This is a genomic window from Streptococcus sp. FDAARGOS_520 (genome assembly GCF_003812685.1).
Classification (GTDB): Bacteria; Bacillota; Bacilli; order Lactobacillales; family Streptococcaceae; genus Streptococcus; species Streptococcus agalactiae.
The window spans coordinates 593,776-610,531 of record NZ_CP033810.1; the positions used below are offsets into that span (position 1 = coordinate 593,776).

The following is a 16,756-nucleotide window of genomic DNA, read 5'->3' on the forward strand; positions in this document are numbered from 1 at the left end:
ATTTTGGATAAACTATCACACAAAAAACTCCTCATGGAAATGAAGATTTTTAAATATAACTATATTTATAACGAAAAACCTTTTGTTTTGTTTGGCCTTTTATGGCTATCATCAGCACTTTTACTTTTTTTATTGATAACATCTCTGTCTTTGCTATCGTTTATTTTTCCCACAAATCCTTTGTTTTTAAGGTAATTTGCATAAAATTTTTGTTCAATCGCAAAATAATCAATCAAAGGTTGATGGTTATCATAAACTTGAAATTGTTCTAGTGCATTGTAATAATCTGCTTTTCTTGTATCATCTACAATGAATGGAGTTATTCCTTCTTTTAAACATTCCTTGTAGAGGATCAAACGTCCAACACGACCATTACCATCAGCGAACGGATGAATTTGCTCAAAACGTGCATAGAAAGATGCTAGATAAGCTAAATCTTTTTCTTTTTTGAAATTATAACCCAAAAGTAGTGAGTACATTTCCTCTTCAACTTGATCAACAGCAGCTGTAGCAATCTGTCCTACTTCGTTTTCAAATACCTTATAACGTCCAACTGGGACATATTCATTATATTCTGAGCTTGTTCCAGCTTTTAAAATGCTATGTAGTTTTTTAACGTAGTCTTCTGTTAGCTGCTCATCAACTGTATTAATAATATAATCAAAACATTTAAAATGATTAGTAGTTTCAACAAGATCATCAATTTTGATACCTGTTCCACCAATATTTGCGATTGTTTTTGTTTCATAAATGAAACTCGTTTGCTCTTCAGTTAAACGACTGCCTTCAATCTTATTTGAATTAAATGCAAAACGCTTCTGAGTAATATCATAAATGCCACCATAAACTCTGCCATCTCGTTCAACTTTAAGTCTTGTAATTAAATCCATGATTATTCTCCTTTAATGGGCAGTATATTCATATTTATAACATTAAATATAAATATATTTGTAAATATATTTATGATTATATATACTATTTTATGTAAAACCATAAATAAAATTATTTTTTATAATTCAAAATTTTTAAAATAATCATTTAGAAATGATGATGCAGATCGATAACCGCGATTATGAGCAATTTGTGTTATTTTTTCTCGTACAGATGGTTGTAACGAAAACATAAACTGTTTAGTTCTTTCAAACTCAAAATTTGAATTAGTGTTATTTTTAGTTGTGGTTTCGGTTGATTTTAGAAGTGTGCTAATTTTTTCTTGGTTATTATCAAATGCCATATTTTCTCCCATCTTTTCAGTAAATTTATATTTACAAATATAAATATAATCATCAATATCAATATATTTATACTGCTATTTTATCAGTAATTTCTTTAAAAGTACAGTCAATACTATCAAAGAATTTTCTGTGCTTTTGATAAAGTGCTTTATCTTGTTTCATTTCTGAAAGAGAAATCTTATCTAAAGTTGAACGATTGAATAATTCTTTATAAGGGATAGTTGATAAAACATTATCGTTATCTTGAAGTTGCTTTACAAGTTCTCTCGAAGAATTAGTGTTATGCTTTATCATATTACCTAAGAAATATAAATCAGCTGTAACATAGCTTTTACGAGTTTTAAAATCAAATGTTTCTGCTTTAAATTCTTCTAGACGTTCTTTAATATTGAATGTTGCAGAATACCCAAATTTTGACGGAACAACAGGACTTAAAACAGCATGACTTACTACAACAGCGTTACGTGTTGCTGTTGAAAAATCGGGATGACAATCAATCAAAATAAAATCATATTTGCCAAGATTCTTAGATTCATAATTGTCTTCTAACCACATGTACAATAGCATATCTTTATAATTTTTGGTTTCAAGCTCTTTTTCTAGACTATCTAATCGAATATAACCTGCTATTAAATCAATGTTATCTTTAAGATGATGAATATTAACGTCTCCTTTTCGTTTAAAGATATTAGCGACTGTATTCTCACTTTCAAAGACATCATACGTTTGAGTTAGATTACATTGATGATCTAAATCAATCAAAAGCACTTGATAGTTTTGTTCGGCTAACCATTCAGCATAATTATATGCTAATGTTGTTTTTCCTACACCACCTTTAATAGCAGCAAATGTAATGATTTTCATGTTATTTCTCCTTTACTTTTTCAATATATTTATATTTGTATTATCTCAACAACAACTTTTTCTCAATTTGATTGATAATATAGTCGCTTAGATCCGTCTCAAAAATAATTTTTTCACCGTAGAAGACTGATTTTTCTTCGTTAAAAAGATTAATTTCATGTAATCCCTTATCTTTTTGATAATCTTCTTTATAAGTATAATTTTTAATAGTATACGGTGAATTTTATAAAAGTTCTACAGTAGTAAAAAAATCTCTCAATTCATCTTTAACACCATCAAATTGACTACTTAGTTCTAATTCTGTTTCAATTAATTCTTCCTTTTCAGAATCAGTGATAGCCTGTATCTCTTCATACCTTGTATCCTCATAATTATCTTCTAAAATTGATAGTTCCTCTTCAATTTCATTGATAATTTGATTAAGGGCTGTCATAACAGTTTCTTTCGGATTGACATGACAACCGTGTAAGTCAATTATTGCTTCCATATCATACCCCTAAAATACCATTAACGTTCTAATTCTAGATAATATGTTGAAAATTCTTGAATAGATTGATTGCTTTCGGCTTTTAAAAGCATATCAAATAATCCTCGCTCATCTTCGTCATCTACCACACCACTCAACATCACAGCATCAAGTTTATAATCAATATTTTTTTCTTTATCAATGACGTAAGCAGTATGAAGACCACCTTTAGCATAATCTCCCCATGTTAAACGAAAAATAAGTTCTTTAAAACTCTCAAATTTATTTGAAGATAATTCATAGCTATCAACCAATTTGAATGTTGCCTTAGTGCAGTAAATTTCAATTTTCATTTTTTATTCTCCTTCAAATTCTTCTTCAATCCATTCAATGATATTTTCTGCTAAATCATCGATAATTATTTTCCATGCTTCTTGAAGTGTTTTAATATTTTGATTATCAAAATCATCTTCAATTTGATCTAATTCGCTTGTACCTTTTAGACATTGTCTTAATAAGTCTTGTAAGTCACTAAAATTTTTAACGTTATTATCTTGCGAGGAAATGACAAGTGTTATTTCACAATCGTTAGTTCTTTGATTAAAATCAGCTAAATACAAATGAATTAATTGATATCGTCTTGAAATAGTTTCAATCAAACTTTGTAAGTTTTCTAGATTCATTGAACTTACCACATCAAATTTTACCTGTATGCTTGTCATTTATCACACCTCGTTTCACTTTCTAAATATATTATAGCACTTTTATATATAATTGTAAATATATTTATATATATAATTATAAATATTATTGTATGTAATATTGTTATACTACCTATGAATGCCATATTTTTCTCGATAACGTCTAAACGTTCGTTCATTAATTCCTGTCAATTTTGCAACATCTCTATCTGACTTTCCAGAAAGAAACAAGCCAAAAGCATGCTGCAGTCTGCTGTCATCAGCTGAAAACAGTGCCCTACGTCCCTTATATTTACCCTGGGCTTTTGCAATGGCAATTCCTTGTGCCTGACGCTCTTTAATACGTTCTCTTTCAGCTTGCGCCTGATACTTATATAATTCCAATATCAAATTATTTAATAGACGTCTTAGATTATCATCTTCAATCCCTCTAAGGGTGGGGAGATTAAGAACTTCCAAGGTTGCACCTTTTAATTTTATCTCATCCATAACTTCGGTTAATTCTTTGTTATTTCTTCCTAGTCGCTCCAATTCAGTTACAACGACTATATCACCATCACGAATATAATCAAGCATTGCAATCAACTGAGGACGCTCTCTACTTGCTCCACTGACAGACTCTTTAAAAATCTTTTCAACGTTATTTAATTGTTTTAACTGCCTATCTAAATTTTGGTCAGCTGAACTGACCCTTGCATAACCGATTTTCACCATTTTTTCTCCTCTATTTTGCCTAACTCTATTGTCCTATTCAAAAATCCTTTAAAATCAAGGTAAAACAAAAAGGACAATAAGGTATACTTATTTGTCCTTTACACAACTAATCATCACTATTGTTTATTTCGTCTTTCATAAACGTTTCAAAACTTCCAATTGGAGCAAAATCAATATTAATAGTATTATAATCATCTTTCTTATGCCACAATCGAACTGCATCTGTTCCTTTCTTCTCTAGCCACTCTCTTGTAACAGGTTGTCGTTCTTTTAAACCTAGAACATCAACAAGAAGCCATTGACCAAGCGCAGATTGTCCATAAAGTTTCCCAGTATTTGGATCTTTTTCTGTTAGACTTCCTGATTGCAAGCTCTTCATGTCACTTTGGGTCAGGAGCGCTGGAATCTTTTTCCCATTTGGCAACTGTAAATGGAACCTAACTTGTGGTTTATTCTTTTTGTTACCAACATAATTCTTTTGACGTCTTTGAATCTCAAAAACATCTGAACAAAAGAAATCAGGGTATTTCTTGTGAAATTCTAGAGGAATTGGAATATAGACCTCGTTTAGGGGTCTTAAGGTGGCACTGTTTTTATTTTTAAGTGCTGCATTCCAAGCATTAAGTCCAGATTTTAGTTCTACTTCTTTTGTTCGATAAGAATAAAGAGGCAAATAAACTTCTACAATATCATCTGAATTTTCTGCTTTCTTAAAATCATCAACAAAACTAAAATATGATTTCAGTAAGAAGTCAAACGGATCTTCAATAATATTGACATCAAATTGATTTAAAACTAATGTATCATCAGCATCAGAATTAAAATATTGCCATATTTGAGAGTCTCCATACGTGTACTTATAAGTTTTGTGACCATCACTCCACGTAAAAGCAGTGTTAGTTCTTTTGAATTTTCCTAGTTTATTTAAATCTACAAGAGGGTACAAGGTTTCCTGAATAACAAATTTTCCTTCATCCCTAGTAACATAATGATAAATATTTTTATCTTTTGCTAGACCTAATCGATTGTAATCAATTAGCATTCTTTCATTTTTTAATTCAGAAAGCTTAAGCGCTAGCTCCTCATCACTTTTATTGAAGTAAGGGTCAATATCAGCTTTATAACGTTTTAATTGCATCACTTTTTGAAAAGATGGTCGTGAATTCATCCACGTTTTTAAGCCGATACCAATTCGGTCATCTCCAAACACTGATAAAATATCATGTGGTGTATTTCCAATATCAACATTTTCACTATTAAATACTTTTGCGTAGATTGTTTCTTGAAATTTTGAATCTAGATAGGGAATAAGATTTTCATGCTTTTGTCTAAATAAATTAGTCAAAGCTCCATAAACTTTAAGGAATTTGATATATTCTTCTCTTTCCTCTTTAGAATAACGTTCCCAAATTGACATAATAATCCAAATACCTTTACTTAATTTTGTTCATATTATATCAAAATGAAGCTAGTTTATCACTAGCTTCATTTTTAAACTATACTATAAAATTCTCGTTTTGATTTTCGTTTGATAATTTTTAGGTATTCTTCATCACTCAAAATAGGTAAGTTATCCTGATAAGACTCAAGTCTTGCCAAGGCATGTTCATAGCTATCCACAAATTCTTTAACGTAGGATGCTCCTTCAAATTGACCATTGATTTTAGTATAAATAATAGCTACTTTTCCTGTAGATTGCTCTGATTTAGCTGTTGTTGAATTATTTAAAGCCTTAGCTACATTAGTAGCAATTCGTTTAATAACGGGTACAACAACACTGTTTCCTGCCTGCTTATAAAGTTGTCCGTTTGAAACATTCTCTGGAACTTTAAAAGATTTAGGATATCCTTGAACATTAAATGTTTCTTTAGGTGTTAATTTTCGAATATCTCCATTATCAGTAAGAATTAATGGAACATTGTGTCCACCTGTTCCCATGTTGGCAGTCAATGTGGGAACGACACCACTTTTATTTTCTCGAACATACTGACGTCTCCATTGATAAACAGTATCTTGTTTTGTCATCACCTGCTCAAGTTCACTATAAAATTTTTGTTTACCTTCTCTATAGTAGAATATCTCGTCTTTATTTTCTGTAAAATCAATAACGTCTCTCAAAGAAGTTGTTAAATTAATTTCATTTGGAAACTCAAATAAATCATAGGCTGTTTTATTGTTAAAACCAACTACATAAATACGTTCACGTTTTTGTGGAACATTTCCATAATCTTTTCCGTTTAACACTTTCCATTTTATAAAATAATTGTTTTCAGTTAAAGCTTCTCGGATAACTTTAAATGTATTTCCATGATCGTGCGATACTAAATTTTTAACATTTTCAATAAAAATAGCTCTAGGTTTTCTATCTTCAATCATACGAAGTAACTCAAAGAACAAATCTCCTCGGTCATCTTCAAAACCTTTGCGATAACCAGCAATACTAAATGCTTGACAAGGAAAGCCACCCACAATAATATCAATATTTTCTTGCCCAATTTCTTTTGGGTCAACAGCATGAATGTCTCGACTGTCCAAGTTAGTATCTGGATAGTTTAGCTTATATGTCATTCTGGCATACTTATCAAACTCATTGGCATACACCACTCTGAACTCGTTAGTTTGTGTGAAACCTAACTCAATTCCTCCAACACCACTAAAAAAACCAGCTAGGTTATATTTCTTAGATTGTTGGGAACTTACAGAACTTGTCATGTATATTCCTCCTATATTAACAATAACTAGTATAGTATAACACTAAATATAAAAAATTGCAGCCAAGCAATCAACTTATATTTTAATTTTATTGCTATTTTTATATTTTGCTTTCTCATGCTCTTCTTTCATCTCTTTAGCAAAGTCATAATCTTTTACAATCTTATCTCTGTGCTTTTTGAGCGTATCACGTTCAATTTGAAGCTCTTTAATTTCTTTTTGTAGCTCTTCTAGTTTTGTGGTTTTATTAATTTTACCAGTTTCAAGAAGTTCAAGACTTACTTCAGATGGAACAATATTATTTTGATAATCTGATAAAGCTCCCATCAATTTATTAAGATAAGTCATCTTTTCGTCTAACACATCTAAAGTCTTATCTGTTTCTTCCAATTGTTTCAAAAACTGAGTTTGTAATTCTTCAAATTGTTTTGAGTTAGTAACCTTGTTAATTGCCAAAAAGTTAAATTCATCAACTAATCTATCTAAGTTGGTAATATTTTTATTTTTAGTCAAAATCATTTCACCATTTTGAGCAGATAGTTGCTTGATTAAAGTTGTTCCATTGATGAAACGATTTTGTTCGGAATGGTCAGCATTTAAAAAGTAAAAGAAATCATTCTTTTTAACAAAAGCTGTAAATGTTCCATCTTCATTTTGGTCAAGCATTCTTGCTGGAATAGAAACCGTTCCTTTTCGATCTAAGCCGAAAGTAATTGGAACATAAATAGATTGACTAGTAAGTTGCTGCACTTGCCAAGGTTCAATTGTAACCTGTAATTCAAAATCATCTTGTTTGCTTTCCTGTTCTTCATCATATTTTTCTTTTATGACATTTAAATCATAAACAACTTCGTTTGTTGCAATTTGTTCTTTGATTTTTTCAAGTGAAAACTTTCCTTTTTTTGATAACGTACGATCACGAACAAAACGTTCTTGTGGTTGATCCATTAACATATATTTAACGTACTTACCACTTGTATCAATTTGCAAGTTTAAGGCTTTTGCTTTTTGTAAAAAGTCATTCATATCTAAAGAGTGTTTTAACAAAAAGTTCAACCGTTCTTTAATCTCAAAACGATAATTATTTTTTCTTCTCCATGCAGCATATTCTGTGTGGGAATTTCTAAGCCTTGGTTCTAAAACTTTTGCACCATAAAGCTCAGCATATTTATTTGAAATTTGAAATAAGTTTCGAGCTGTATTTTTCTGCCATCGAAATTTTTTTAAAGTGACTTCATTCGTTGTGTTAAAAATAATATGGTTGTGTAGATGACCTTTATCCATATGTGTTGCAACCACAAATTGATAATCACCACCAGTTAATTCTAAAGCGGTCTTTCTTCCAATCTCATTAACTTGCTCAGGTGTTAAACCATCTTCTGGAGAAAAAGACTGAATGATATGATGAGCTAAAACTCGTTGATCATTTTTCAAATCGGATAATGTTTCATTATTGTACAGAACGTCAACAGATTGTTTTAGTAAAATAAAATCTTCATAAATCGTTTGCGGATCAGATATATCTGTTAAATCATGACCAGATACCAAACGTTTCATCACTTGACCATCAACAATCTCGTAAGAATAATTTTCGTCACCTTCCAAATGTTCAGTATCTAATTTTAAGGTTGCATTATCACGTGTAATATAATCAATTGCACGCTTTAAGTTACGACTTGTTTTAATCTGAAGAACTTTCGTCACTACCATTTAATTTAGCACGTCCTTTCGTTTTAAATTCATCAAAAAGTAATTTCTTCATGTCATCAATTTCAGCTTGTAAAGCTTTAAATAGTTCATTATCAATCTCATCAAAAGTGTTAACATAGCGAACTAATTGATTGACGTTTTGACCAATGCGATTAACTTCAATCCTTAATTTTTGCAATTCTGAATAATCATAAGTTGCTATTTTTCCATTTTGTAACATCTCTAAAGCATATGCTTGAAACGTTTTTTTGTTAGCGCGAGAAAACCGTTGACGAATTTTAGCAGCTTCCTCTTCATTAGCTCTTAATTTAAATTCAACTGAACGTTTTCGTTTTTTATCCGCCATGAACTGATTTCCTTTCTAAAAATCTGATAAAATGGAGCTTTTTGCCCAGCCCCTAGAGGAGGACTACTTTTACTCTGGCAAGATTAGCAAGTGGTACCCCACTTACGAAAATAAAAAGCAAAAAAGCCTATTTGTGGGACACCCCCACAAACAGACTTTTAACTTTTTACACTTTGGGGAAATCCCCAATCCCCTATTTGGCACTTCGTGCATTTTTCAAAAATGACAATTTTTGATAACTGCATTTTGATAAAATGCAACAATAGAAAAACTGACAATTTTCAAATTGTCAGCATTCCTTCTCATGTCATTTTTAGTTTTTTTGACCTGGCTCCCAGGAGAAAACTTCTGTTTTTATATTTTGATAAGCATCTTCTGACAGCTCTTCTAGTGTAGCGATACAAACAGAAAGGTCATCGAGATACTCATTATTATCTTCTGTAGACAATTCTTCAAAATCAGATTTTAACATATCCAATAAATCATCTTTTGATTTTTGGATAATATCAATATTAACTGTTTTAACTCCTTTGAGCCATTCACTCATATCAAAATAATAGCTCATTAATAACATTTCAGTTATCATCATCATTTCTTCTGTTATCATAACTTATTTCTCCTTCCACTTTTAAAGTCAATCCTTTTTTATGCGACCTACGCTGCGTTACTGCTTCATAGGTCGATTGACTTTTTTTGATTGTTCTTCTTTAGCAGGTGCGGTTTGAACAGTTTCACCTTTTGCTTTTTGTAAACTTTGATAAAATGGATTAGCTGTTTTTTCTAATTCACGTTTTTGATTTTCATTTAATTTTTCATCTTTTGAAACCGTTAGATTTTGATATTTTTCTAAATGCTTGTCAATACGTTTCATAAGAGAGCTTGCTTCTTCCTGAACAATTTCAAGTTGAGCTTTTAGATTTTCTAAACCATCTGGTTCTTTTGACCAAGAAGCTAGATAAGCAAATGAATCATTACTTGTATCAAAACCTAAATGATTAGATACAACATAAGCAATTGACTCAGCCTGTAGTTCTTTTGAAGAACGAGTTAATTTGCCTTCAAAACGTTCTGTCAAACTCTTCTTATTATGTAATTCAGAATGTGCCATTTCATGGATTAGTGTTGAAAGAGTTTGCTCATAAGTCATCCCTTTTTTAATTGTGATTTCGTTTGTTTTTCGGCTGTAAGAGCCATCTGATTTTTCAAGTTCTCTAAAACGAATTGGAATACCATTTTCTTTTTGAGAAATATCTCTTAATGAGCGATAAACATTTTGATAATACTCTTTAGTAATTTGGCTTGGAATTACTTCACCCATTTTAGGTAAATTCAATTCTTTACCTTTTACAGGTGATACTTGACTAATATCAAAAACAGGAACAGGTTTAAAGTATGTAAGAGTTTCTTTTTCTCCCGTTTCAGAATTAATGATAGGGTTGCCATCAACATCTTTCTTAATAACAGTGACTGGCGCTTGAACATAAAGGGCTTTTTCACCTTTGTTAACATGACCATTTCTTTTCTTCCACTCATTGAAAGAAGCTACCATACTTGCTTCTGGTAATTGAGCTTTGATTAATTGAATGTTTCTTACAGAATAGTTATTAAAGTGTGACATTCCTTCAAGGAAGTTCTTATAGTTGTCACTATCAAAATAATCTTTAATTCCTTCTTGTAAATGTTGATTGAGTGCTGCTGTATTTTTAGCTTTAATCATTTCTGATAATGTTAAGTCACGTTTATTCATTTCTTCTTTTCGACTGTCTGGTGTATCTGATGGATTAGTGGCATCCGTACCACTAGCTTTTTCAACGCTATCTAAAATACCATCTCCATCCGTATCTGGACTGTATGGATTAGTACCTAGTGCAATTTCTTCATCATCTGTTAGACCATCACCATCAGAATCTTTTACTTTCTGATTTTCTTCTTGAATTTTTCGAAGCCAGACATCTTTATAAAAATCAGAATTTTCATCAAAGAGATTATCCGCTCTTGCTGCTTTAACAATAACATCAAAATTGTTATCATATCTTTCAGCGTATTCATAGTATTTATCCCAAGCTGGATACAATTCTTCTGGAATATTAGTCCTGTTGTCTTTACCAACTTGAACACCAACATTGTAAACAGCATCTAAAACTTTAGTAAAGTCTTCAGCAGTCAATTCTTTTTCAACTACCTTAACAGCTTTTTCAGGTGCTAGCTCTTGTTCAAGGAATTTGTAAATTTCTTCATTTCTTTCCAAACCATCACCTACATCAAGACGTACTTGTTTAACGACCTTACCATCTTGAACTTTATTAAAGTAAAACTTATAATAGCCTTCTCCTTCATCATTTAGACTTGCTAAATACAAACGATAATCATAATCTTTAATACGTTCAAGTAATTCTTCTGTTAGACCTGCGCCTGTAAAATTAGGAATTTCTACATTACCTGATAAATTAGCTTCATTAAATTCAACAACCCATTCAGCTTTTTGGACTGTATTTGATAAGTCTTCAAGTTGTCCATTTTTTACAATTGATAACATTTTTTCACCACCATCTTTGATAACTTCTTCATTAACAGATAAGACTTTAAATTCTCCGTCTTTCTCGCCAATGATACCTAAAACATCTTTGTTATTTGCCATTGATAATTCAGATTCTAGCTTATTAGTAACTTTCATTAATGAAGCTGGAAGATACTCACCATCAACGTTTCTAAAAGCAATCAAAACATCCTTATCCTCTGTTCGGATAGCTTTTGCTAAGTCTAGGCGATTCATGCGTTCTACTTCAGACAAATCATCAAAAATAAAGCTATTTGAGTCAACAACAGCTTTAAAATCAGGTAATACTTGAATTTTACTAAAGGTAGCCCCTCGATTAGCAACCATAATATTTTGATAATCACCTTTACCAGATGCTAGATCATCTAACGTTTTACTTGCGCTTTGGTCATCATCGATAGCAAAAATACCAACCAGGTGTGGATATTGTTCTGCTTTAAAAGTTACCTTTAAAGCTTCTAGATTGTCATTGTTCTTATAAAAATAAGTTACATTACTATCAGCCAATTCATTTTTATACCAATTTGCATTTTCTTGAATTTGTGCTGCATATCGATTTAACTTATTTAATTCTTTCTTGTTAACTGGATGATAACCAATCTTATAAATTGACTTTTCAGGTTCTGAAATGGTAAAATGAAGCAAAGGTTGAGACTGAGAATGAGTCGGTGACGACTCATTCAAAGAGTACTCTTCACGAGTACTAGGTAGAGGTGCTGCCTCCTGACTTTGCTCAGGTAAATCCCCGATTGGGTTCTCAACCTTTTTTTGTTGCTCAAAATTAGCTTTTTCTGTCTCTTGAAGTAATTCAGGAGCTTTTTCTTTTGCTGAAGATAAGCCATATTGAGCTACAATTGCATTAAATTGTTCATCATAGTGATTAATAACCTTATCCCAGGTTTCATCAATTGCAGTCTTTAAATTTTTAAGGAACAATACTTTTTGATCAAAGGTCCAATTTTGTTCCGTCAAATAATCTTCAAGAGCGGTAGGTTCAATGGAATCTCCGTCTAGTGAAAGATATCCCGTAACTCCATCCGTTGTTGAGTCTGCCACATAAAGATGGATATTATCTTGATTATATTCAATATCTTTTAGATGATAATGAAAATTGATGAAGGCTTCATCTGGTGCGTTTAAATTTTCTAATTCTTCATCGTACCATAAATAGTAAGTTTCACCATCAGTAATATCTGCAATCATCCCATCAAGTGCACGTTGACGTAATTCTTCTCCTTCTTCTTGACTTTCTCCAAAATCATAGATACCACCACCTTTAAGAACAAATTCACCCCTTTTTGGTTCAACTGCTTGTATAGTAGCTAAAAACGCATTAACATCTTTTTGACTATATAGATGATTAGATACTTGGTTTTCTTTTACCCATTTTTCAAGATTGGCTAACTCAGCTTCAATTTCAAAAGCATTTCCCCAATCTTCACCATAAGCAAGAAAACCAAGTGATTGACCATTCTTCATAACTTCAAGTGTCCAAGGTGCTACATCATCTGCTAGATTTTCTACTTCTTCGTTGCTATGAACAGCTAATGAAAGACTATACCCTTGATTTAAATAAAACTCATTCATATAGACAACATCAACGGTTTGAGTTCCTACTAACTCACTTTCTTGTGACAACTGTTCTTGAATATCATCAATATCCCAAGCTTTATTAGCGATATTTTCTTTAGGATTAGTTTCTTGTTTGAGATAATCATTCCAATCCATTTTTATTTGATTAGCTTGACGTGGTGGTAAATCTGATACTACAGGGATACCATCCTCTTGTAAGCCTTTAATAAAGTTTTGACCAGCTTCATCATTATCAACCGCTAAAGTAATTAAATCTGGATGCTCTTGTAAAATGTTTGTCGTTTTATTTAAAGCATCTAAAGCACCTCTAATTTGCTCATTTGACATGGTTTGAGAGTATTTACCATCAGTCAACATATCAGCTACATAACGGCTAATGACACTCTTTTTAAGCCCATCCATGGCTACTAACTTAACATCTTGTAGCTCGTCTTTATGTAATTCATAGTAAGACATCAGATCGATTGGAGCTTCAGCAAAGACTAAACGTTTTGGATTTCCAATATCTAAGCTGAAACCTGCAGTCCCATCTGAATTCTTCATAATCTGTTTAAGACGTCCACGTTCTGAATGCTGCACACGATTTTCAACGATCCCCTGAAGACTAGCGCCAATCATCTTGCCATCATTATCACGACTTTTGAATACAATAACAGGTTCAAAATAGTCACCTTTTTTGCGTGTTGCTGATGCAAGATTCCCCGATGCTAAAAAAGTGTTAATCGTATCATCAGATAAGCCACGTTCTTCTTTCAAATATTGTCTACCAATATTAAAATCAGAATGTTCATAACGCTCTAAATAGTATTCAAATGGTTCTCTTACAGGTGGTTGAACAGTGACATTCTCAAAGTGACCAGTCTCAAGAAAAGCTGCAGCTTCCTTAAAACTTGGCTTATGACCTGTCAATTCTTCTCGTACCACTTGAACCAAGTCGATAGTATTTGAGCCAACACTTCTTGACCACCAGCAGAAAGAGTTTGTATTCGGATAGATATGAAAACTATCGTGTTCTTCCCAATAATAAGCACCGCTCGAACCTGGTTTTAATTTCATCCCTAAGGATTCAGCAACAGCTACAATATCCATACTGACTAGCTTTTGTTTTCGCGCTTCAAAGCGTTGAGAAAGTAATTCTTGCATATTTGCCATAAATTTCTCCTTTCAAACCAAAAAGTGCCACTATTTTATATAAACAGTAGCACTTACAATTGTTTTCCTTTTTCAATTTGTTTTGTGATAGCCCACTTGATTTTATTAACAAAGGCTTCTTTATGAATTTTTCCCTGCCCTATTTGTGCCAATATTTCTTCCCATTTTCCTGTTGTTTCAGGGTTAGTATAAGCAATCTCTAGCTGATCTAGATAATGAATAAGTAATTTTCCTCTTTCTGTCGGGAAAAACTGTCCTGTTTTCTTATTTTTTGTGACATAACCCTTATCTTGAATTAAATCAATCATCCCATCACGAGTTGCGGATGTACCTAAATTATATTTTGGTAACAATTTCTTTAATAGAATTTGTTCTGTAATTCGTGTTGGCGGCTTTGTCATTTCCTCTAAGAGTTTGCAATCAACAACAAGATTTTTCCCTTCCTGGTAATCTGGTAGCTCCCTATCTTCTTTTTTTACCGCTAAATAGTTACGCCATCCCTTATCCTTAGTTACAGCACCAGTTGCTTTAAATTCAATCCCACGATTATCGAGAATAACACTGGTTGATTGATAGCGATAGTCAGGGGTAACCATCAGTAAGGTTCTGAAAACTACCTTTTGATAAATGAGTTTTTCATCATCACTTAGCTCATTTAAATCAGGAATATTTTCAGTTGGAATAATAGCATAGTGTTCTAGAACTTTCTTATCATTCACATAATTTTTTCTTGGTGAGCGATTAGGTGTTTCTAATTGCCTATGGATTGCTATTTGATAATCATCTATATGTTCAACCAAATAAGCAAATTCATTGGTTGTAATCAAGGTTGAGTCTGTACGTGGATAAGAAAGATATCCTTTTTGATAAAGACTTTGAACCAATTCTTTGGTTTTAGTCGCATCAAAATGGTATAGCTTACTCATTTCTGATTGAAAATTAGTTAAATTATAAAGCTTAGGTGCTTCTTGCACTTTTTCTTCATTCGTAACCGTTTTGACAACTGCTATATTAGCTAACTGTTGTAGCATCTGTTCTGCTTCAGCTTTTGATTGATATTTAGTATCATTGCTAAATGTAACTTTAGCTTCAGGATCAATCAGTTTTAGCTGCCAATAAGGACTAGGTTTGAAATTTTCAATGGCTTCATCATTTCGAACGATTAGACTAACAATAGGTGTTTGAACTCGTCCAACAGACATAGAATGATCTTTCTTGTCTAAATACCCTTCTTCTTTCATTTTAATGGTTACAAAAGGACTTAGATTAAAACCAACCAACCAATCAGCATCACCTCTTGCATCAGCTTCATGAAAATAGTTGATGGAGTCTTTTGGATTTTTAAGCTTTGAAAAAGCTTGCTCTAAACCTTTTTTCGTTAAAGAGTTTGCCCACAAGCGATATTTAATTTTTCTTAGCGCACCTGGTATTAATTCTAAAATTCGATAAGCAATGGCTTCTCCTTCACGGTCAGGGTCTGTTCCAATAATGATGGCATCAACTTCTTTAACAGCTTGTTTGATAGCCTTAAATCGTTTGGCAGTATCTTTTTTAGGCTCATAAGAAAATCCATCTGGTAAAGCTGGAAGATTAGCCATATCCCAATTTTCAAAGTTAGTATATGGATTAATACGTTCTACTAAATGACCAACGGCAGGAGCAACAATCACTTCAGCATTCAATACAGATGACTGAACACGCCAAACACCTTTATCGTTTTTAGGGTTTCCTAAAGCGTTCGCATACTTTTTAGCCTGGTCAGGCTTTTCTGCTAAAAGTAAATATTTCAATAAAATCACTCTCCTTTTCATTATTTCTACCATAGTTATAAAATATTTTTTATTAAGAAAATAAATGATAAAATAGACTAAAAATTATTTAGAGGTAACCAATGCTTTCTGATCTTATTTTATTTATTAATATGTACACGAAGTCCTATCTTTCTTTTAAAAGCAATAAAATACTGATTGATTACCAACAACGTTGGATAAAATTATTTTCTAAAGTAATTTCAAATCCTTTACCAGAAGAACTAAAAATACGATTCAATGAATGCTTTTCACTTCCTATTAATGTTTCAGAAAATACTACCATAAACATTCAGTTCAACATAGGTAATCTATTAGAAGAAATAGATAAGGTTAATATTCCAACTATATCAATATCTACCCAACAGTTTATTGAAAACAATTCTCAAAATAGACTATCTCTAATGACTAATTCTCAACTAATTGGGTATGCTATTGATAAATCTTTAAAAACTGTTAGCTCGAATCCAGTAATAGTTTGTAACTCTGATTTCTTTTTCAACTTTGTTCTAGATGGCAATCATAGAATTGACTATGCTAAAAAGAAAAGAATTGACACTATCAACTCTCAAGTTATCTCTTCAAAATTCTTAGCAACCACCCCTCATCTTTTCGAAGATAGGATAAGTTACCTTCTATTTTGTTTTCTAGAAGATGTTGCACTTCTTGAGTCTGCCCTTCATGAAAAGCAACAGAAAGGGATTTTTGGTATTCTAAGAACCGAATCGTCTCTTTTAAAGAAGCAATCAATTCTTCCAGCTGTTCAGAAGTATATTGACGATACATATTATCAAAATTAGGATGTCTGACATAGCCAATACCAATAAGATTTTCTACATCTATTTCTGGTTTTAACTCCTGTTTAATAGGATGTTTACGTTTAAATAGTTTCATTTTT

At 31.8% G+C, this 16,756-nt stretch carries 15 protein-coding genes; all 15 read right to left on the minus strand.

All coding sequences use genetic code 11. From position 1 onward, the window contains the following. Positions 1-65: 65 nt before the first annotated feature. A complete protein-coding gene (locus EGX96_RS03150) occupies positions 66-890 on the minus strand; it encodes a Fic family protein (RefSeq protein WP_000364300.1) in 825 nt (274 codons plus the stop codon). A 119-nt stretch (positions 891-1,009) separates the two neighbouring features. After that, positions 1,010-1,234 (minus strand): hypothetical protein, encoded by a 225-nt coding sequence (locus EGX96_RS03155; RefSeq protein ID WP_000863341.1) that lies wholly within the window; start codon positions 1,232-1,234, stop codon positions 1,010-1,012. A 67-nt stretch (positions 1,235-1,301) separates the two neighbouring features. Beyond that, a complete protein-coding gene (locus EGX96_RS03160; RefSeq protein WP_000692236.1) occupies positions 1,302-2,099 on the minus strand; it encodes a ParA family protein in 798 nt (265 codons plus the stop codon). Between the two features lie 223 nt (positions 2,100-2,322). Continuing rightward, positions 2,323-2,586: a hypothetical protein gene (locus EGX96_RS03165; RefSeq protein ID WP_000387308.1), complete on the minus strand. Its 264-nt coding sequence runs from the start codon at positions 2,584-2,586 to the stop codon at positions 2,323-2,325. A gap of 20 nt (positions 2,587-2,606) precedes the next feature. Further along, on the minus strand, positions 2,607-2,918 hold the full coding sequence (locus tag EGX96_RS03170; protein WP_000687630.1) for a hypothetical protein: 312 nt from the start codon (positions 2,916-2,918) through the stop codon (positions 2,607-2,609). Between the two features lie 3 nt (positions 2,919-2,921). Continuing rightward, positions 2,922-3,287: a hypothetical protein gene (locus EGX96_RS03175; RefSeq protein ID WP_000200816.1), complete on the minus strand. Its 366-nt coding sequence runs from the start codon at positions 3,285-3,287 to the stop codon at positions 2,922-2,924. Positions 3,288-3,395: 108 nt separating this feature from the next. Next, on the minus strand, positions 3,396-3,980 hold the full coding sequence (locus EGX96_RS03180; protein ID WP_000238803.1) for a recombinase family protein: 585 nt from the start codon (positions 3,978-3,980) through the stop codon (positions 3,396-3,398). 106 nt (positions 3,981-4,086) lie between these two features. Next, positions 4,087-5,397: an NgoFVII family restriction endonuclease gene (locus EGX96_RS03185; RefSeq protein ID WP_000029653.1), complete on the minus strand. Its 1,311-nt coding sequence runs from the start codon at positions 5,395-5,397 to the stop codon at positions 4,087-4,089. A gap of 74 nt (positions 5,398-5,471) precedes the next feature. Continuing rightward, complete coding sequence (locus EGX96_RS03190; protein ID WP_000204634.1) at positions 5,472-6,692, minus strand: DNA cytosine methyltransferase; 1,221 nt, start codon at positions 6,690-6,692, stop codon at positions 5,472-5,474. Positions 6,693-6,767: 75 nt separating this feature from the next. Next, a complete protein-coding gene (locus EGX96_RS03195) occupies positions 6,768-8,402 on the minus strand; it encodes a helical hairpin domain-containing protein (protein ID WP_000261846.1) in 1,635 nt (544 codons plus the stop codon). Then, positions 8,374-8,748, minus strand: coding sequence for a plasmid mobilization protein (locus EGX96_RS03200; RefSeq protein ID WP_000763943.1), 375 nt, complete (start codon positions 8,746-8,748; stop codon positions 8,374-8,376). The genes EGX96_RS03195 and EGX96_RS03200 overlap by 29 nt, the downstream gene beginning before the upstream one ends. Before the next feature lie 313 nt (positions 8,749-9,061). Then, on the minus strand, positions 9,062-9,355 hold the full coding sequence (locus EGX96_RS03210; protein ID WP_000627206.1) for a hypothetical protein: 294 nt from the start codon (positions 9,353-9,355) through the stop codon (positions 9,062-9,064). 57 nt (positions 9,356-9,412) lie between these two features. Next, positions 9,413-14,050 (minus strand): PBECR4 domain-containing protein, encoded by a 4,638-nt coding sequence (locus EGX96_RS03215; protein WP_000002616.1) that lies wholly within the window; start codon positions 14,048-14,050, stop codon positions 9,413-9,415. A gap of 53 nt (positions 14,051-14,103) precedes the next feature. After that, on the minus strand, positions 14,104-15,840 hold the full coding sequence (locus EGX96_RS03220; RefSeq protein WP_000876324.1) for a DNA topoisomerase: 1,737 nt from the start codon (positions 15,838-15,840) through the stop codon (positions 14,104-14,106). A 591-nt stretch (positions 15,841-16,431) separates the two neighbouring features. Further along, positions 16,432-16,752 (minus strand): hypothetical protein, encoded by a 321-nt coding sequence (locus EGX96_RS11080; protein WP_153299004.1) that lies wholly within the window; start codon positions 16,750-16,752, stop codon positions 16,432-16,434. Between the last annotated feature and the right edge of the window lie 4 nt (positions 16,753-16,756).